Origin of the sequence: Cohnella luojiensis, assembly GCF_004564235.1 — a bacterium.
In the GTDB taxonomy this organism is placed as follows: domain Bacteria; phylum Bacillota; class Bacilli; order Paenibacillales; family Paenibacillaceae; genus Cohnella; species Cohnella luojiensis.
The window spans coordinates 63,463-80,354 of sequence record NZ_SOMN01000023.1 but is presented as its reverse complement, the minus strand read 5'-3'; the positions used below and the strand labels follow the sequence as shown (position 1 = coordinate 80,354).

At 53.3% G+C, this 16,892-nt stretch carries 17 protein-coding genes, 6 tRNA genes and 1 rRNA gene; all 24 read left to right on the top strand.

The features are described from left to right. Positions 1 to 126 (top strand): 23S ribosomal RNA (locus E2980_RS15755); the annotation flags it as partial. Between the two features lie 100 nt (positions 127 to 226). Further along, a tRNA-Met gene (locus tag E2980_RS15750) sits at positions 227 to 303 on the top strand. Between the two features lie 17 nt (positions 304 to 320). After that, a tRNA-Val gene (locus E2980_RS15745) sits at positions 321 to 396 on the top strand. A gap of 74 nt (positions 397 to 470) precedes the next feature. After that, positions 471 to 547: transfer RNA gene (locus tag E2980_RS15740), tRNA-Asp, on the top strand. A 79-nt stretch (positions 548 to 626) separates the two neighbouring features. Continuing rightward, a tRNA-Phe gene (locus E2980_RS15735) sits at positions 627 to 702 on the top strand. A gap of 36 nt (positions 703 to 738) precedes the next feature. Then, positions 739 to 822 (top strand) — tRNA-Tyr (locus tag E2980_RS15730). Between the two features lie 5 nt (positions 823 to 827). Then, positions 828 to 903 (top strand) — tRNA-Lys (locus tag E2980_RS15725). 338 nt (positions 904 to 1,241) lie between these two features. Then, complete coding sequence (locus E2980_RS15720) at positions 1,242 to 2,189, top strand: MraY family glycosyltransferase (RefSeq protein ID WP_135153129.1); 948 nt, start codon at positions 1,242 to 1,244, stop codon at positions 2,187 to 2,189. Positions 2,190 to 2,276: 87 nt separating this feature from the next. Then, positions 2,277 to 3,368 carry a PucR family transcriptional regulator gene (locus E2980_RS15715; protein ID WP_135153128.1) on the top strand — a complete coding sequence of 364 codons (1,092 nt, stop codon included), beginning with the start codon at positions 2,277 to 2,279 and terminating at the stop codon, positions 3,366 to 3,368. A 91-nt stretch (positions 3,369 to 3,459) separates the two neighbouring features. Further along, a complete protein-coding gene (locus tag E2980_RS15710) occupies positions 3,460 to 4,581 on the top strand; it encodes an ABC transporter ATP-binding protein (RefSeq protein WP_135153127.1) in 1,122 nt (373 codons plus the stop codon). A gap of 134 nt (positions 4,582 to 4,715) precedes the next feature. Further along, entirely contained in the window at positions 4,716 to 5,648 is a 933-nt protein-coding gene (gene hprK, locus E2980_RS15705; RefSeq protein WP_135153126.1) for an HPr(Ser) kinase/phosphatase, read from the top strand. A gap of 17 nt (positions 5,649 to 5,665) precedes the next feature. Next, entirely contained in the window at positions 5,666 to 6,661 is a 996-nt protein-coding gene (gene lgt, locus E2980_RS15700; RefSeq protein ID WP_135153125.1) for a prolipoprotein diacylglyceryl transferase, read from the top strand. Beyond that, the gene (gene ppaX, locus E2980_RS15695; RefSeq protein ID WP_135153124.1) at positions 6,624 to 7,292 is read left to right on the top strand and encodes a pyrophosphatase PpaX; all 669 of its coding nucleotides are present in this window, start codon (positions 6,624 to 6,626) and stop codon (positions 7,290 to 7,292) included. Before lgt ends, ppaX begins: the two co-directional genes overlap by 38 nt. Continuing rightward, positions 7,289 to 7,771, top strand: coding sequence for an acyltransferase (locus E2980_RS15690; RefSeq protein WP_135153123.1), 483 nt, complete (start codon positions 7,289 to 7,291; stop codon positions 7,769 to 7,771). The genes ppaX and E2980_RS15690 overlap by 4 nt, the downstream gene beginning before the upstream one ends. Positions 7,772 to 8,016: 245 nt before the next feature. Then, complete coding sequence (locus E2980_RS15685; protein ID WP_135153122.1) at positions 8,017 to 9,237, top strand: ATP phosphoribosyltransferase regulatory subunit; 1,221 nt, start codon at positions 8,017 to 8,019, stop codon at positions 9,235 to 9,237. A gap of 26 nt (positions 9,238 to 9,263) precedes the next feature. Further along, positions 9,264 to 9,872 carry an ATP phosphoribosyltransferase gene (gene hisG / locus E2980_RS15680; RefSeq protein ID WP_135153136.1) on the top strand — a complete coding sequence of 203 codons (609 nt, stop codon included), beginning with the start codon at positions 9,264 to 9,266 and terminating at the stop codon, positions 9,870 to 9,872. A 48-nt stretch (positions 9,873 to 9,920) separates the two neighbouring features. Beyond that, positions 9,921 to 11,210 (top strand): histidinol dehydrogenase, encoded by a 1,290-nt coding sequence (gene hisD, locus E2980_RS15675; protein WP_135153121.1) that lies wholly within the window; start codon positions 9,921 to 9,923, stop codon positions 11,208 to 11,210. Next, positions 11,207 to 11,815, top strand: a complete 609-nt coding sequence (hisB, locus tag E2980_RS15670) for an imidazoleglycerol-phosphate dehydratase HisB (RefSeq protein ID WP_135153120.1) — start codon at positions 11,207 to 11,209, stop codon at positions 11,813 to 11,815. Before hisD ends, hisB begins: the two co-directional genes overlap by 4 nt. Then, positions 11,816 to 12,439, top strand: coding sequence for an imidazole glycerol phosphate synthase subunit HisH (hisH, locus tag E2980_RS15665; RefSeq protein WP_135153119.1), 624 nt, complete (start codon positions 11,816 to 11,818; stop codon positions 12,437 to 12,439). A gap of 5 nt (positions 12,440 to 12,444) precedes the next feature. Further along, positions 12,445 to 13,209 carry a phosphoribosylformimino-5-aminoimidazole carboxamide ribotide isomerase gene (hisA, locus tag E2980_RS15660; RefSeq protein WP_135153118.1) on the top strand — a complete coding sequence of 255 codons (765 nt, stop codon included), beginning with the start codon at positions 12,445 to 12,447 and terminating at the stop codon, positions 13,207 to 13,209. Positions 13,210 to 13,243: 34 nt separating this feature from the next. Continuing rightward, positions 13,244 to 14,002: an imidazole glycerol phosphate synthase subunit HisF gene (gene hisF, locus E2980_RS15655; protein ID WP_135153117.1), complete on the top strand. Its 759-nt coding sequence runs from the start codon at positions 13,244 to 13,246 to the stop codon at positions 14,000 to 14,002. Then, a complete protein-coding gene (hisIE, locus tag E2980_RS15650; protein WP_135153116.1) occupies positions 13,999 to 14,691 on the top strand; it encodes a bifunctional phosphoribosyl-AMP cyclohydrolase/phosphoribosyl-ATP diphosphatase HisIE in 693 nt (230 codons plus the stop codon). The genes hisF and hisIE overlap by 4 nt, the downstream gene beginning before the upstream one ends. A gap of 24 nt (positions 14,692 to 14,715) precedes the next feature. Further along, complete coding sequence (hisJ, locus tag E2980_RS15645; protein ID WP_135153135.1) at positions 14,716 to 15,519, top strand: histidinol-phosphatase HisJ; 804 nt, start codon at positions 14,716 to 14,718, stop codon at positions 15,517 to 15,519. A 98-nt stretch (positions 15,520 to 15,617) separates the two neighbouring features. Next, positions 15,618 to 16,571, top strand: coding sequence for a ribose-phosphate diphosphokinase (locus E2980_RS15640; RefSeq protein ID WP_135153115.1), 954 nt, complete (start codon positions 15,618 to 15,620; stop codon positions 16,569 to 16,571). Positions 16,572 to 16,892: the final 321 nt, after the last annotated feature.

Here is a 16,892-nt window from a genome sequence, read left to right as displayed (position 1 = left end):
GCCTGCCTCAAGATGAGATTTCCCAATTCGTAAGACCCCTGGAAGAACACCAGGTTGATAGGCTCGGGGTGGAAGCGCGGCAACGTGTGCAGCTGACGAGTACTAATCGGTCGAGGGCTTATCCTAACGAATGACACTGTAAGACAAACGATACTCACCAACTTCTTCTAAGCTTTGCTTCGCATCCAGTTTTCAAGGCGCAAGCCTTGTGATCTTATTTAATTGTGGCGGTGTAGCTCAGCTGGCTAGAGCATTCGGTTCATACCCGGAGGGTCGGGGGTTCGAGTCCCTTCGCCGCTACCACTCGTTTTCTATCCCATGGAGGCTTAGCTCAGCTGGGAGAGCATCTGCCTTACAAGCAGAGGGTCGGCGGTTCGATCCCGTCAGCCTCCACCATAACTTCACCCCAAAAGTGAAGTAGTCCTTCGAAGCTTAATCCGATTACTTTTCGGGGACCCCTTATTTAACACGGAGCTGTGGTGTAGTGGCCTAACATGCCTGCCTGTCACGCAGGAGACCGCGGGTTCGAATCCCGTCAGCTCCGCCATTTTCACCAAAAGTGACGTTAACCTTCGAAGATAATTCCGATTACTTTTCGTAGGCCCCGTACGCAGGGGAGTAAATTAGGCTCGATAGCTCAGCTGGTAGAGCAGAGGACTGAAAATCCTCGTGTCGGCGGTTCGATTCCGTCTCGAGCCACCATTTTTTTATCCGGTTTACCAGACCGGCTTGTATTGTGGAGGATTAGCGAAGTGGCCAAACGCGGGAGACTGTAAATCTCTTCCTTCGGGTTCGGTGGTTCAAATCCATCATCCTCCACCAGTTTCGAGCCATTAGCTCAGTTGGTAGAGCACCTGACTTTTAATCAGGGTGTCGTAGGTTCGAGTCCTACATGGCTCACCATTAAACCAACAAACGCGCAGACGTGCAAACGTCTGTTTTTTGTTTTTTTGGACTAAATCAAACTAATTCCCTGCAAACTTGCAGAAAAGCCTCTGCAGTTCGACCAAACCGAACTAAAGCCCCGCAAACATTCAGAAACGCCACTATAGTCTGACTATACCGAAGTACAGCCCACAATCACGTGCTCCCTTCCCCTCTGCTGCTAAACCAACTCGCACCGTATTGTCCCGCACCTTGAGTGGTCCTATTTTATTGAGATTCCTTATACGATCGGCGAATGCCTCCCATGGACATAGGGGAATGTTATAGTACAAACCGTCCCATCGGAGGAACTTATTATGATGTATCTGTACGCGTTGGCTTTCTCGTTCGCGCTTGTTATGTTGCTTGTGCCGTTCGTGCGCAGATTTGCTATAAGGGTGGGCTTCGTGGATCGGCCGACGCGTCGCAAAATCCATGAGGAGCCGATTCCTTTGTCGGGAGGAGTCGCGATTTTCGCTGGCGTCGTAGTTACCTCGTTTCTGTTCATGGGACATCCTGCTCTGTTTCGTACCATTTTGATAGGCGGGTTAGCGTTGGTCGCCATCGGACTTATCGACGACGGGTATAAATCCAGAAGCCTCGAGTTTCCAGTCTGGCCCAGGTTGTTAGTTTACATAGGCGTGGCATTCGTCCCTATCATGCAGGGAATCTCGATCCAAGGAATCTCGTCGCCATCCTCCTCGGCAATGATCCTGTTTTCGCCCGCGTTGGCTGCTTTATTCACGATCATATGGGTTTTCGCGCTCATTAATATGCTTAATTTTATCGATGGGATCGATGGTCTCGCTTCGGGCGTGTGCGTCATCTCTTCCTTGACCTTATTCGCAGCCTCGTTAATATTTAATCATGCTAGTACCGCCGTGGTAGCCGTTGCGCTCGCAGGCTCCTGTTTGGCATTCTTGGCCTATAATTTCCATCCTGCCCGAATTTTCATGGGAGATGCAGGGGCCACGTTCCTCGGATATACGCTTGCGGTGACTGCTATTGACGGAACGCTTAAGGGTGCCACGATATTGTCCCTTTCGGTGCCCATGCTGGCGCTTGGCGTACCTATTCTGGACACTGTCATTGTTTTCTCAAGGAGGCTGTTGGAGGGAAAAGGCCTGCATCGGGCGGATAATTTGCACACCCACCATAGCTTAATGAAATGGGGATTGACTCAGGTTCAGACGGTTTCCTTCCTCTATTTAATAGCTGCCGTCTTCTCGTTACTGTCCATTGTTATCCTATTGGTGCTTCGCTGAGAATCCCTTTATGAATCCCCTTATATGTGTCAGTTATGGTACAATGACGCATATATCGCTTATCTCCGCGGACAAGGGGTTTCAAGGATGAATAAAACCAGACTGCAACAATTGGGGCAACTATTGAATGCGTCGGTCGTATCTAAGGTGCTGACGGGAGCGGAATGGGAAAAAGAAGGCGGCAAAAAACACCCCGAAGTCGGGGATGCTATACAATTAAAGAAAGTTTACCTTATGGTTACCCGCGTGCACGGTTCCGAGCTGCATTGCATCGAAATATCAGCGATCTTAACTCCGGTCGAGAAACAATTGCTTGGATGGGCCGTACAACAAGGCGGAACGCGCCCGGTTTCCGGGGCTTCCGATTTGGAAAGACAAGCCAGGCGGCTTGGCGAATGGGTCCAGCAATCGGTTACGGCCGGCGAGTGGAGAGCTGAAGTTCCCGATCGTATGGAGCTTCGCAACCGGCTGTTCGACGGGATGGTACCGTTCCTGCTTCTGTGCGAGCAAGTCGAAGAGAAGGAGCCATCTTACGTCGAGTTGGAGAAGACGATCCGAACCTTTATCTCGGATGATACCTTGCTCATTCCTCTAAGGGAACATGAGTGGCTCATCCTTAGCAGCGATCGGGTACTCACGGAGGCGGATAACGAATCAGACGAGGTTCTCGGCTACGAGGAAACTAAGGAGATCCTGTCTAATCTCGCGGAAGGTCTTCATCAGCTCATAACCGGAGAATGGGGCGGGGAATGTCATATCGCCGTCGGTGAACCGATCGTACCGTCGGAAAGCGTCGTTCGGATTGTAGGAACGCTGAGGGAGACGATATTCCTCGGCCGCAAGTTCCATATGGGCATGCAGATCCATTTGCCTTGGCTCGTTCATCTGGAGAGATTGCTAAGCGGAATACCGGAGATGGTAAGGTCGCGCTTCGTCGAAGAAATGATGGGAAGGCCCGATCTGTTCACGGATTCGGAGACCGTCTCGACGCTCGACGCTTTCTTTTCCATGGATTGCAATGTAAGCGAGACCGCCAAAAAACTATTTATCCACCGCAATACTTTATTGTACAGATTGGATAAAATAAAGCACGAAGCAGGCTTGGACGTCCGTTCCTTTAATGACGCCGTGTTGGTTCGAATCTTATTGCTATTGTACAAAGTCACGAAAAGGAAATGAATTTTTTGTACGCTTTGTGCATAGTCATTTGGCTCGGGTGTGAGGTAAGATAAACCTGTACCTTCAAACGAAGTTTAGGGGGAAATGTACAATGGCAGGCGTTCGCTTAGAAAAAGTGTACAAAAAATATGCAGGTACCGAAAAAGCTTCGGTTACCGACTTTAACCTGGATATCCAGGACAAAGAATTTCTCGTTCTCGTTGGTCCTTCCGGTTGCGGTAAATCGACCACGCTGCGTATGATCGCAGGTCTTGAAGAAATTTCCGAAGGCAAGCTGTACATCGGCGACCGCGTCGTGAACGACGTAGCACCGAAAGATCGCGACATCGCAATGGTGTTCCAATCGTACGCTTTGTACCCTCATATGAATGTTTATCAAAACATGGCATTCGGTTTGAAATTGCGTAAGTTCCGCAAAGACGAAATCGATCGCCGCGTACGCGAAGCAGCTCGCACGCTCGAAATCGAGCACTTGCTTGATCGTAAGCCGAAAGCTCTTTCCGGGGGTCAACGCCAACGTGTTGCCTTGGGACGCGCAATCGTTCGCGAACCGCAAGTTTTCTTGATGGATGAGCCGCTTTCCAACTTGGATGCGAAACTGCGTACTCAAATGCGCGCTAACATTTCCAAATTGATGAAACGTCTTGAAACGACTTGCATCTACGTTACCCATGACCAAACGGAAGCTATGACAATGGGCGATCGTATCGTAGTTATGAAAGACGGTTTCATTCAACAATCCGCTACTCCTGAAGTTCTTTATAACCACCCGGTTAACCTGTTCGTTGCCGGCTTCATCGGTGCTCCATCGATGAACTTCATTACTGGACAATTGGTTGAAGAAGGCGGAGCTGTTCGCTTCCGCGCTACTGGCTTCAACGTTGAAGTTCCAGAAGGCAAAGCAAAAGCGCTTCGCGCAAAAGGCTACATCGGCCGCGAGATCATTCTTGGAATTCGTCCGGAAGATTTCCACGAAGAGCCTGTGTTCATCGAAGCTTCACCAAACAGCGTCGTGAACGCAACGATCGAAGTATCCGAGAACTTGGGTCACGAAATGTTCCTCTACCTGAATGGTCTGGGTAAAGAAAACGTAATCGCCCGTGTTGACGGACGTGCCGGCCTTCGCGAGAACCAAAACATCAAACTCGCTATCGATATGAACAAAATTCATGTATTCGACACGGAATCGGAATTGAACGTTTTCGAAAACTAATACACGATTAGAGCGGAAACCGTTCGGCCAAATGGCCGAGCGGTTTTCTTTTTTCTACGATCGGAAAGTATAAATTGCTTTGTGGGTTTAATTTCGTTACGATAAATAGGGGAAATGAGGAAAGGAGCTGTACGATGGCTAAAAAAGTGAGAGTATCCGAGCTCGTGCAGCAATTTCACCTGGAAATTGTCGCTGGCGAAGACGGATTGCGGCGTACGATTAATACGGACGACTTGAATCGTCCGGGCCTGGAGATGGCCGGTTATTTTAACTATTATCCTGCGGATCGGGCTCAGATGCTTGGACGCACGGAGCTTGCGTTCCTTGAGACGTTAACGACAGAGGAACGGCGCGATCGCATGGAGCGCTTATGCCATGAGGAGACGCCTTGCATTATAATCACGCGCGGACTGGATATTCCGGGTGAATTGATCGAGATTGCTAACGAAAGGCAATTTCCTGTGTTGAGGAGCTCGGTAGCGACGACGATCCTATTAAGCCGTATAACGAACTTCCTGGAGAAAAAGCTAGCCCCTTCGGCGACTATTCACGGCGTACTTGTCGATGTATATGGCGTGGGGATGCTCATAACGGGAGGCAGCGGAATCGGGAAAAGCGAGACGGCTCTTGAGCTTGTCAAACGCGGTCACCGGCTCATTGCCGACGATGCGGTAGAAATACGCCAGACCTCGGACAATAACTTGTTCGGAACGGCGCCGGATTTGATTCGCCATCTACTTGAAATTCGCGGACTCGGTATCTTGAACGTAATGACGCTTTTCGGAGCCGGCGCAGTACGCAACCAGACAGGCATTAGCTTGGTTGTTAAGCTCGAGAATTGGCAACAGGACAAACAGTACGACCGCCTAGGCTTGGACGAAGAAACAACCAAGATCATCGAGACGGAAGTTCCTTTATTGACGGTCCCGGTTCGGCCTGGACGCAACTTGGCGGTTATCCTGGAAGTGGCGGCGATGAATTTCCGTCTCAAACGGATGGGCTATAACGCTGCTCTGCAATTCACGAACAAATTGACCGAAGCGATCTCTGAAGACGATTATGAATAACTTATTGGAGGATGACCATGTTCACTCTACTTCTGGATCCGATCGCCTTTACGCTCGGGCCTTTAACGGTACACTGGTATGGCATTATTCTGGGATTGGCAGCTCTCGCAGGCTTGCTGATCGCGGTCCTGGAGGGTAAGCGGTTCGGTCTTAGTCCGGACTTTTTCCTGGATTTGATGCTGTTTGGAGTACCTTCCTCGATCATTGTGGCCCGCTTGTACTTCGTGGCCTTCAAATGGGGCTATTACCAAGACCATCCCGGTGAAATCATTCAGATCTGGAATGGCGGGATTGCCATCTACGGCGCATTGATCGGAGCGTTACTGTGCGGATTCTTCTACATTCGCGCCAAAGGATACGACTTCTGGCGGATCGTGGATATATGTGCGCCGTCATTGCTCATCGGCCAGATGATCGGGCGTTGGGGGAACTTCGTTAATCAGGAAGCTTACGGCGGTGAAGTCGAGCGCTCTTTCCTAACCGATACTTTAAGTATTCCATCGTTTATCGTGAATCAGATGAACGTGGAAGGGATCTACCACCATCCGACCTTTTTATACGAATCGTTGTGGAGCTTGGTGGGACTGATCATCCTTTTCGTGATCAGGAGGCGTGATTTCCTTCGCGCGGGAGAACAGTTTTTCATATACATCATTTGGTATTCGATCGGTCGGTTCTTTATCGAAGCGCTTCGGACGGACAGCTTGGCTTTCAAAGGACCGGAATGGCTTGTAAATCTGCTTGATGCCTTATGGACGCCGATGAAGGCTGTATTCGAACAAGGATACCTGAACCCTGCCGAAGGCAACATCCGTATCTCTCAATTACTAGCCTTGCTTATAATCATCGGAGGCATCGCGTTTATTGTCGTGCGCCGCATGTTAGGTCTGGCGAAGCAAAAATACAACGATCCGTTGATTAACCATAAGACTAAAACAGAAACACCCGCACTAGAGGAAACGGAGACTACCCAGAATGACTCAACATCAGAAGATCAAGGCCGTCCTGTTTGATCTGGACGGTACGATAATCGATACGAATGAACTCATTATCCAGTCTTTCTTCCATGCGCTGAAGGGTGTCGTCCCCGAAGGTTTCGGAAGAGAGCATATCATCCCAAGCATGGGACAACCCTTGACTACGCAGCTGCAGGAGTTCTCCGGACAGGAGGACGTAGCCCATCTCACGCAAGCGTACCGGGAGTACAACCATTTACGGCATGACGAGATGGTGGCGCTCTTTCCAGGCGTGGCCGAGGCAGTGAAGCAGCTGCACGCTGCGGGGATTCAACTGGGAATCGTGACTACCAAGATGAGAGCGACGACCCTTCGAGCTCTGGAGTTACTAGGCTTACGCGATTATATGGAGACGATCGTGACGCTGGATGACGTGGAGCATGCGAAGCCTCACCCCGAACCGGTAGAGAAAGCCATGCAAGCGCTCGGCTCCGTTCCTTCGGAAACATTAATGGTAGGAGACAGTTCCGTCGATATGAAGTCGGCCATCGCGGCAGGTGCTATACCGGTAGGAGTGGCCTGGTCGTTAAAAGGAGAACGGAATTTATTCGAAGCCGGAGCCGTTCACATGCTTCACGAGATGCATGAGCTGTTGGCCCTGTGCGGAATTGAAGGTGTCCAAGGTTGAGAAACGTAGAGCGGTATCCGGTGGAAGGACCGAATGCGCTTTGGCAAATGTATCGGACGATCTCGCGGTTTAAGGCGGTCCGTAACTTCGTGTTCATTCAGTTGACCCGATATTGCCCAAGCTTACCCGTAAAAAATTGGATTTATAGACGTGTCCTCGGCATGAGGGTGGGACGCCATACAGCGTTCGCTCTCATGGTGATGGTCGACGTCTTTTTTCCTGAGCGGATCTCCATCGGGGAAAACTCGATTATCGGCTATAACTCTACCTTGCTGACGCATGAGTATTTGATTAAAGAATACCGCCTGGGAGATATTCGCATCGGTTCAAATGTGATGATCGGGGCGAACGTCACCATTCTTCCGGGCGTAACGATCGGTGACGGTGCCGTCGTAGCGGCAGGTTCAGTCGTGCATAAGGATGTTGCGCCGAACGCCCGAGTGGGCGGTAATCCTCTTAGAGAGCTGGCGGGCAGTTAAGTTGAAGAAGTCGATGGGCTGTAGTCCAAAAGCCGTCTGATTGCCGGAAAAAGGCAATCGGGCGGCTTTGTCATATCGGCTTGCGCGGGATTGACTGAGCGGGAGAGGCATGGTAATATACGACTAAACTCTTTATTTTGGCAGTATGGTAACTTGTTAGCACTTTAACGTATTGAAGTATAACATAAATGAAATGGGATTATACGCACGATGATCCCGTTAGGTAGAGACGAGGGTGCGCAATCATGACGAAACCGAAAGTATTCGAGAAACCGACAGGCGTCAAAGACTATTTGCCTCACGCGGTCACCAAGCTGCGCCGTATCGAACGGAGCGTGCTGGAGTGCATGCGGTTGTGGGGATACGAGCAAATCATGACGCCGACGATCGAATATTACGATACGGTCGGGGTGGCAAGCTCCACTTCAGACCAGAAGCTTTTCAAGCTGCTGAACCAGCGGGGAACGACGATCGTGCTTCGCTCCGACATGACGGCTCCGATTGCCCGGGTAGTCGGTTCGTTGCTTAAAGATAAACCCTTTCCTATAAGACTCAGCTACCACGGCAACGTGTTTCGGGCTTTCGAGGAGGAGGGAGGGCGCGAAGCCGAGTTCTTCCAAACCGGCGTTGAACTCGTTGGGGATTCTTCGCCAGAAGCGGACGCGGAAATCATTGCGCTGGCGGTCGCTTCCTTGCAAGCGGCTGGCGTACCTTCCTTTAAGATCGCGATGGGTCACGTCGGCTTCCTGAACGGTTTATTTCAGGAGACGCTGCCCGGACTGGAGAGCGAGCAGGAAGCGCTGAAAGCTTGCTTACTGCAACGCGACCATGTCGGCTACCGCGACGTCATTCGCAACTTATCGCTCGATGCGGAATGGAAGCGGGAGTTGGAGGACATTCTGAGGCTTCGCGGAGGGCAGGAGGTATGTGCTCAGGCGCTGCAGCTTAGCGCGAACGAAGGCGCCCAAGCGGCCATCAAGCATCTTTGCGAAGTGTGGGATGTGCTTGAAGCTTACGGTATACAAGAGCATGTGCTGATCGATCTTACGATGATCGGAGACTTTTCATACTATACGGGAATGACTTTCGAAGGCTATGCTTCTCATCTGGGTTTCCCTGTGTGCAGCGGCGGCAGATACGACAATCTGCTGGCGCAATTCGGCCGTCCGGCGCACGCGACGGGTTTCGCGCTCAAGACGACGAGAATTCTCGAGGTCGTGGAAGATGCGGCGCAGGAACAGGTTCGGACTTTGGTGGTATACGATAAGACTTCGCGGTTAGAGGCGTTGACGGTAGCCGGACGCAGACGAGAGCAGGGCGAGTCGGTTATCGCGGTCGTGTATGAATCCGATGATTCGGAGCTTTTAGCCGCAAGAAAATGGGGCGGAGCCGGCACGTTTTCCTACCGGGGGACGCAATACCGCCATGTGGTGCTCATCGGCAAGGAAGCGGAGGGATTGGCGTGACGGATAGCGGAGTACTGAAGGTCGCCATGCCCAAAGGGCGTATTTATAAGCAAGCTAGCAAGCTGTTCCGGCAGGCGGGTCTTCCGATCCCGGAAGACTTCGACGATTCCAGGCGGTTGATTATTCCCGTGCCGGAAGCGAACATGGAGTTCATCATGGCGAAGCCGGTCGATGTGCCGACTTACGTGGAGTATGGAGTTGCGGACATCGGGATCGTGGGCAAGGACGTGCTTATGGAAGAAAATAAAGACGTATACGAGCTGCTCGACCTCGGAATCGCCAAATGCCGGATGTCGGTCATCGGGCTGCCCGATTGGAAGCCGGTCATTCATCCGCGCGTGGCGACGAAATATCCGAGCGTGGCTTCGCAATATTTCCGCGAGCAAGGCCAGCAGGTGGAAGTGATCAAGCTGAACGGCTCGATCGAGCTGGCGCCGCTCATCGGCTTAGCCGACCGGATCGTGGACATGGTGGAAACGGGGCAGACGCTGAAGGAGAACGGACTCGTGGAGATGGAGACGCTATTCCAGGTAACGAGCCGTTTAATCGCAAATCGGGTGAGCTACAGGTTGAAAAATATAGCGATCCAAGAGCTGTGCGATCGGCTGGGAACGGCGATATCGGCTCGGGTTTGAGTGATACAACGGATAGAGCGAAACGGTTAGAGGATTGGAGGGTCAGGAATGTATATTGGTAAAGCGGCTAATTTCCGGTTGGAGCGGGAAAGCGAGTACGGCTCTCCGGAGCAGAATGCGGCGGTCAAGGAAATCGTGGATGCCGTGCGCCGCGAAGGCGACGATGCGTTGCTGCGCTATACGGCGGCATTCGACAAAGTGACATTGCAGCCGGAGCAGCTGCGGGTTACGGACGAGGAGATTCAGGGGGCTTATGCTTCGGTAGAGCCGGAGTTTTTCGCAGCTCTTCGGCAGGCGGCGGCGAACGTTACCGCGTTCCACGAGAAGCAGAAGCGCGGGACTTGGATCGACGTGGCGGAGGATGGCACCATGCTGGGCATGGTGCTGCGTCCACTGAAGCGGGTAGGGCTTTATGTGCCCGGCGGCAAGGCGGCGTATCCGTCGTCGGTGCTGATGAACGTGCTTCCGGCAAAGGTAGCCGGCGTGCCGGAAATCGTTCTAGTGACGCCCCCTTCTACCGGGGGCAAGGAAGGTATCGACCCGTACATACTGGTGGCGGCCGCGGAAGCGGGCGTGACGGAGATGTACCGGGTCGGAGGGGCGCAGGCGGTAGCGGCGCTGGCTTATGGGACGGCGAGCATTCCTGCCGTCGACAAGATCTGCGGGCCCGGCAACATCTATGTGGCGCTGGCGAAACGCGCCGTGTTCGGCGCGGTCGACATCGACAGCATCGCGGGCCCGAGCGAGATTGTGGTGCTGGCGGACGACAGCGCGGATCCGCGGTTTATTGCCGCGGATATGCTGTCGCAAGCGGAGCACGACGAGATGGCGTCGGCGGTGCTCGTTACGCCGTCGCAAGGGCTGGCTGACGCGGTCGCGTCAGAGCTGGAGCGGCAGGTGGCTACGCTGCCGCGGGTCGAGATTGCTCGGCGCTCGCTGGAGCAATACGGCGCGATCTTGGTCGTGGACAGCCTGGACGAAGGCCTGGATGTCGTGAACAAGCTGGCGCCGGAGCATCTGGAAGTGATGACGGAGGATCCGCTTGACCTGCTCGGACGCATTGAGACGGCGGGGGCGATCTTCCTCGGTCCTTACAGCTCCGAGCCGGTGGGCGATTATTTTGCCGGACCTAACCATATTTTGCCGACGAATGGGACTGCGCGGTTTTCCTCTCCGCTGAATGTAGACGATTTTCTGAAGAAATCCAGTTTGATCCGATATAGCAAGAAAGCTCTGTTAAGAGATGCGGCAGGAATCGCAACGCTTGCCCGCCGTGAGGGGCTGGAAGGTCACGCCCGCGCGGTGGAAATCCGATTGGAAGGCAGGGAAAATAAATGAGTGAAGATCAAGTTAAAGCAGGCCGCAGCTCGGCAATATCGCGTAAGACGAACGAAACGGACATTCAACTGTCCCTTGGCGTAGACGGAACCGGAGAGGTTTCCATCGAGTCGGATGTTCCGTTCTTGAACCATATGCTGGACCTGTTCGCCAAGCACGGACAATTCGATTTGAAGGTCGAAGCGCGCGGAGACGTGGACATCGACGATCATCATACGGTCGAAGATATCGGTATTTGCCTAGGCCAAGCGCTTCGCGAAGCGATTGGAGACAAGGCGGGCATTAAGCGCTATGCGAGCGTGTTCGTACCGATGGACGAAGCGCTTGCTCAAGTCGTCATCGACATCAGCAACCGTCCTCATTTCGAGCTGCGCGCGGATTTTCCTTCCGCTGCGGTAGGAAGCTTCTCCTCGGAGCTGGTACATGAGTTCTTGTGGAAATTGGCGCTGGAAGCCCGCATCACTTTACATGTTATCGTCCACTATGGACGCAATACGCATCACATGATCGAAGCCGTGTTCAAGGCGCTAGGACGCGCTCTAGACGAGGCAACCTCGATCGACCCTCGCGTGAAGGGCGTGCCTTCCACCAAAGGAGTGTTGTAAGTGATCGCCATTATCGACTACGGAATGGGGAACCTTCATAGCGTCAGCAAAGCCGTAGAAAGACTGGGCTGCGACGTGATCGCGACCTCCGATCCGGAGCGAATTCTCGCCGCGGACGGAGCGATTTTGCCCGGCGTCGGCGCTTTCGGCGATGCGATGGCTAACCTGCGGGACACCGGTTTGGCGGATACGGTTAAAGCTTACGCGGCTTCGGGAAAACCGCTGATAGGCATTTGCCTGGGGATGCAGCTGCTGTTCACGGAAAGCGAAGAACATGGCGTTCACCAAGGCTTGGATTTGCTTCCGGGCCGCGTCGTGCGTTTTCAGGGAGACTACAAAGTGCCTCATATGGGTTGGAACGAGCTGGTGTTTAAGCAGTCGAGCCCGCTGTTCGAAGGAATGGAGCCTGGACACGTTTATTTCGTCCACTCCTACCATGCCTTGCCGGAGCAAAGCTCGGATTTGCTCGCCGTAACGGACTATCACCAACCAGTCGCCGCTATCGTGGGCAGAGGCAACTTGTTCGGGATGCAGTTCCATCCGGAGAAAAGCGGCGATCTCGGCATGGCGCTCCTCCGCAAGTTCACGGATCTGACGAGCGGGAAAACTACAATAAAGGACTGAGAGCTTTGAAGTTCAGACCTTGTATCGATATTCACCAAGGCAAGGTGAAGCAGATCGTCGGGGAGACGCTTCAAGCGGACGCCTCGAAGGTCGTGGAGAACTTCGTCTCCGAGCGGGGGGCGGACCACTTTGCTTCGCTTTATAGACAAGACGGGTTAACCGGCGGGCATATTATCATGCTCGGCGGCGGCAACCGGGAGGCGGCGCTGTCCGCGCTGAGGGCGTATCCCGGCGGCTTGCAAATCGGCGGCGGCATCACGGCGGAGAACGCGGCAGCCTACTTAAGCGAAGGGGCTTCGCACGTCATCGTCACTTCGTACGTTTTCCGGGACGGTCGCCTGCATATGGACAACCTGCGGAAAATCGTTTCGGAGGTCGGCCGGGAACGGCTCGTGCTCGACCTCAGCTGCAAGGAACGGGATGGCAAATGGTACGTGGTGACGAACCAGTGGACGACGTTCAGCGATTTGGAAGTGAACGAAGAGAACGTCCGGGAGCTGGAAAGCTACTGTGACGAGTTCCTGATTCACGCGGTCGACGTTGAAGGAAAGCGGGAAGGCGTCCAAGAGAAGCTGGCGGCTAAGCTCGCCGAATGGGCGAGAATTCCGGCCACTTATGCAGGCGGCGCGCGCTCGATCGCAGACTTGGCGCGGTTCCGCGAATTGACTGGCGGCAAGCTGGACATTACGATCGGCAGCGCTCTCGATATTTTCGGAGGGACTCTGCCTTATAGCGAAGTCGTAGCCTATTGCGATCCGTCGCGGTCGTGATAAAGCGATAACGCGAAAAAAGGGGGAACGCCACATGTTAGCAAAAAGGATTATTCCCTGCCTAGACGTGAAAGACGGCCGGGTGGTAAAGGGCGTTAATTTCGTGAATTTGCGCGATGCCGGGGATCCGGTGGAACTCGCGGCCATCTATGACCGCGAGGGAGCGGATGAGCTCGTGTTCCTGGACATCTCCGCCTCGGTGGAAGGCCGCGCGACGATGGTGGATGTCGTGCGGCGGACGGCCGGAGAGATCACGATCCCCTTTACGGTCGGCGGAGGCATCTCGGCAGTTGAAGATATGAAGCGATTGCTGCGCGCAGGCGCGGACAAGATTGGTATTAACACGGCGGCGATCCGTAATCCTGACCTCATAACGGACGGCTCGAGAACCTTCGGAGCGCAATGCATCGTGGTGGCGATCGACGCGAAGTTTAACGCGGAGTGGGGAGAATGGGAAGTGTTCACCCACGGCGGACGCAACGCGGCGGGAATCCGCGCGATTGAGTGGGCGCGTGAAGCGGAACGTCGGGGTGCGGGCGAGCTGCTGCTGACGAGCATGGACGCGGACGGAACGAAGGACGGTTTCGATATTAAGCTGACAAGCATGGTTTCGAGCAGCGTAGGTATTCCGGTTATCGCATCCGGCGGAGCGGGCAACGCTCAGCATTTCGCGGACGTGTTCGCGGAAGGCCGCGCCGATGCGGCGCTTGCCGCAAGTATTTTCCACTATAAAGAAGTATCGGTGCAAGAGGTTAAGACTACCTTGCGCGGCAAAGGAGTGAACGTACGATGACACAATTGCAATCTCAATCCCAAACTGCTCCATTACTGGACCAAATCACTTGGAACGCCGATGGGCTGGTTCCCGCCATAGTGCAAGATGCCCTAAGCAAAGAAGTGCTGATGCTCGCATATATGAATAAAGAATCCCTTCAGATGTCGCTCGAAAGCGGACAAACTTGGTTCTGGAGCCGGTCACGCAACGAGCTGTGGAACAAAGGCGCGACAAGCGGCAACACGCAGCGAATCGTCTCCGTTAACTACGACTGCGACGGCGACGCGTTGCTCGTGAAGGTACAACAGAACGGACCGGCTTGCCATACCGGCGCTTATAGCTGTTTTTACCGTGACGGTTCGCTGTCCGGCGAAGCCCAAGCTCAGGCCGCTCCTCCGATTGAGGATCGATTCGGCCCGTTAAGCCGATTGGAAGCGACGATCGCACAGAGGGACGCGGAACGTCCGGAAGGCGCCTACACGACGTACTTGTTCGAGAAGGGCGTAGACAAGATCCTCAAGAAAGTCGGGGAGGAAACCGCGGAAGTTATCATTGCCGCCAAGAACCGCGATCAAGACGAGCTTCGCTGCGAATCCGCGGATCTCATTTTCCACTTGATGGTGTTGTTGCGCGAGCAGGGAATTCCGTTCGACGGCGTGCTGCAGGAGCTCGAATTCCGGCATCGCAAGCCGGTCAAGAAGGATTAGGCGATGGCGATGACCCCGAAAGGCATGCCAATCGATTACCATACGCACAACTTCCGATGCGGGCACGCGGTCGGAACGTTGGAAGAATACGTTCTTAGCGCCATAGACAAGGGCCTGCAGCAGATAGGCTTATCGGACCACATGCCGCTGATCCACGTCAAACCGGAAGAACATCCCGATATCGCGATGTCTATGGAGGAGCTTCCCCGTTACGTGGAGGAGTGCTTGAGCCTGCAGGAAAAATACAAGGACAGGATCGCGATTCGCGTAGGGCTTGAAGGAGACTTTATCGAAGGTTACGAGGAACAGATCGAAGCCATCGTGAAAGGTTATCCTTGGGATTACGTAATAGGTTCGGTTCATTTTCTCGGAACGTGGGATGTGACGGATTACCGCCAAGTTCACCAATGGGAAGGCCGCGGCGTCATCGGGGCTTACGAGCAATATTTCGATGCGATTCAGAAAGCGGCAGCAACGGGGCTCTACGATTACATCGGCCACATCGACGCGATCAAGCGCTTCGGCTACCGTCTGGAGGAGGACGCAATTCCTTTAGAGGATGCAGCGTTGCAGGCCCTTAAGAAACATAATGTCGCTTTCGAGCTCAACGCCGCCGGCATTCATGCCCCCTGTAAAGAGATGTATCCTTCCGTTAGAATGTTAGAACGAGCCAAGGCATACGGCATTGCCGTAACCTACGGCTCCGACGCCCATCATCCCGATAAAGTCGGACAAAAAGGGGCAGATGCGCGAACGATGCTGAAAAACGTCGGATATACGCACGTTGCTACGTTTGAGCAGCGCAAAATGGTGCTAAAACCCTTTTGAAATCCACCCGTACTAATGTATAATGAGGGTTGACTAAATGGGTTTACTGACGGTTTTCGACACTTGGAAGTGTTGAATCGCTAAATTTGGAGGGGCACATGTACAGCAGCAGCAAGCTTCGTATCTTTTCGGGATCATCCAATCCGTTATTGGCAGGCAAGATCGCCGAGCACCTAGGATTGCCGCTTGGGAAAATTAAACTTTCCCGGTTCAAGAGCGGCGAAGTGTACGTTCACTATGAGGAAACGATTCGCAATTGCGACGTATTCCTCGTCCAATCGTTATCGCATCCGATCAATGACTATTTCGTCGAATTGCTGGTCATGATCGACGCCGCCAAGAGGGCATCCGCCCGCACCATCAATGTCGTACTGCCTTATTATGGTTACGCGCGGCAAGAGCGGAAGGCCGCTCCGCGGGAACCGATCTCCGCGAAGATGGTTGCTGACGTTCTAACCACGGTAGGAGCTCACCGGGTCGTTACGATTGATCTTCATGCTCCGGCAATTCAAGGCTTCTTCAATATTCCGGTGGATCACCTGACCGCACTGGATCTGATTAGCGATTATCTGAAGTCCAAAGACATTCGCAATCCGGTCGTCGTTTCGCCGGATGCGGGCCGTGCTTCCACGGCAGAGAAATTGGCGAATCAACTGGACTGCGCTTTTGCCATCATGATTAAGAAACGTCCGGCGCACAACGAATCGGTCATCACCCATGTCATCGGGGACGTCGAAGGTTGTACGCCGATCATTATCGAAGATATGATCGATACCGGAACGACGATCGTAAACGTCGTGGAAGGCTTGAAGGAACGCGGCGCGGAAGACGTATACGTCTGCGCGACTCACCCGTTGTTCTCGGGACCTGCCCTTCAACGGCTCGATCATCCTAACATCAAGGAAGTGGTCGTCACCGACTCTATCCTGTTGCCGGAAGATCGTTCCTCGCGCTTCAAGGTCATAACCGTCGCTCCGATGCTGGCTGAAGCCACTCGCATCATCATGGAGGGCGGCTCGATCAGCACCCTGTTCAAGAACGCGGGGGTCTAAAGGGGAGTTTTAGAAAATCACAGGTGAATTGCTGCAATGGCAATTCACCTGTGATTTTTTTTGAAATGGGTATTAAGTTTGCTCCGTTTACTGTCAAAGATAACGTACCGTGACCTGCTGCGCAGAAGAGATTTAGTTGCAAATTGTACATGAAGAAACTCGAATTCCCTTTAGTTGGAACAATTACGTGCATAATGTACACTTAGATTTATTAACAGAGGCGGAATGGAGGGTGGTAGCAGCAGGGATATCCCCTTCCTAATCATGTGTACCGTTGAGCTATTCATTCGATTCCCGTCCGCCTGAGCTAACGTTATACAT

Excerpts from the sequence above, each read along its gene's own strand:
- E2980_RS15720 (WP_135153129.1), top strand. The coding sequence starts at position 1,242 with ATGATGTATCTGTACGCGTTGGCTTTCTCGTTCGCGCTTGTTATGTTG.
- E2980_RS15715 (WP_135153128.1), top strand. The coding sequence starts at position 2,277 with ATGAATAAAACCAGACTGCAACAATTGGGGCAACTATTGAATGCGTCG.
- E2980_RS15710 (WP_135153127.1), top strand. The coding sequence starts at position 3,460 with ATGGCAGGCGTTCGCTTAGAAAAAGTGTACAAAAAATATGCAGGTACC.
- hprK (WP_135153126.1), top strand. The coding sequence starts at position 4,716 with ATGGCTAAAAAAGTGAGAGTATCCGAGCTCGTGCAGCAATTTCACCTG.
- lgt (WP_135153125.1), top strand. The coding sequence starts at position 5,666 with ATGTTCACTCTACTTCTGGATCCGATCGCCTTTACGCTCGGGCCTTTA.
- ppaX (WP_135153124.1), top strand. The coding sequence starts at position 6,624 with ATGACTCAACATCAGAAGATCAAGGCCGTCCTGTTTGATCTGGACGGT.
- E2980_RS15685 (WP_135153122.1), top strand. The coding sequence starts at position 8,017 with ATGACGAAACCGAAAGTATTCGAGAAACCGACAGGCGTCAAAGACTAT.
- hisG (WP_135153136.1), top strand. The coding sequence starts at position 9,264 with ATGCCCAAAGGGCGTATTTATAAGCAAGCTAGCAAGCTGTTCCGGCAG.
- hisD (WP_135153121.1), top strand. The coding sequence starts at position 9,921 with ATGTATATTGGTAAAGCGGCTAATTTCCGGTTGGAGCGGGAAAGCGAG.
- hisB (WP_135153120.1), top strand. The coding sequence starts at position 11,207 with ATGAGTGAAGATCAAGTTAAAGCAGGCCGCAGCTCGGCAATATCGCGT.
- hisF (WP_135153117.1), top strand. The coding sequence starts at position 13,244 with ATGTTAGCAAAAAGGATTATTCCCTGCCTAGACGTGAAAGACGGCCGG.
- hisIE (WP_135153116.1), top strand. The coding sequence starts at position 13,999 with ATGACACAATTGCAATCTCAATCCCAAACTGCTCCATTACTGGACCAA.
- hisJ (WP_135153135.1), top strand. The coding sequence starts at position 14,716 with ATGCCAATCGATTACCATACGCACAACTTCCGATGCGGGCACGCGGTC.
- E2980_RS15640 (WP_135153115.1), top strand. The coding sequence starts at position 15,618 with ATGTACAGCAGCAGCAAGCTTCGTATCTTTTCGGGATCATCCAATCCG.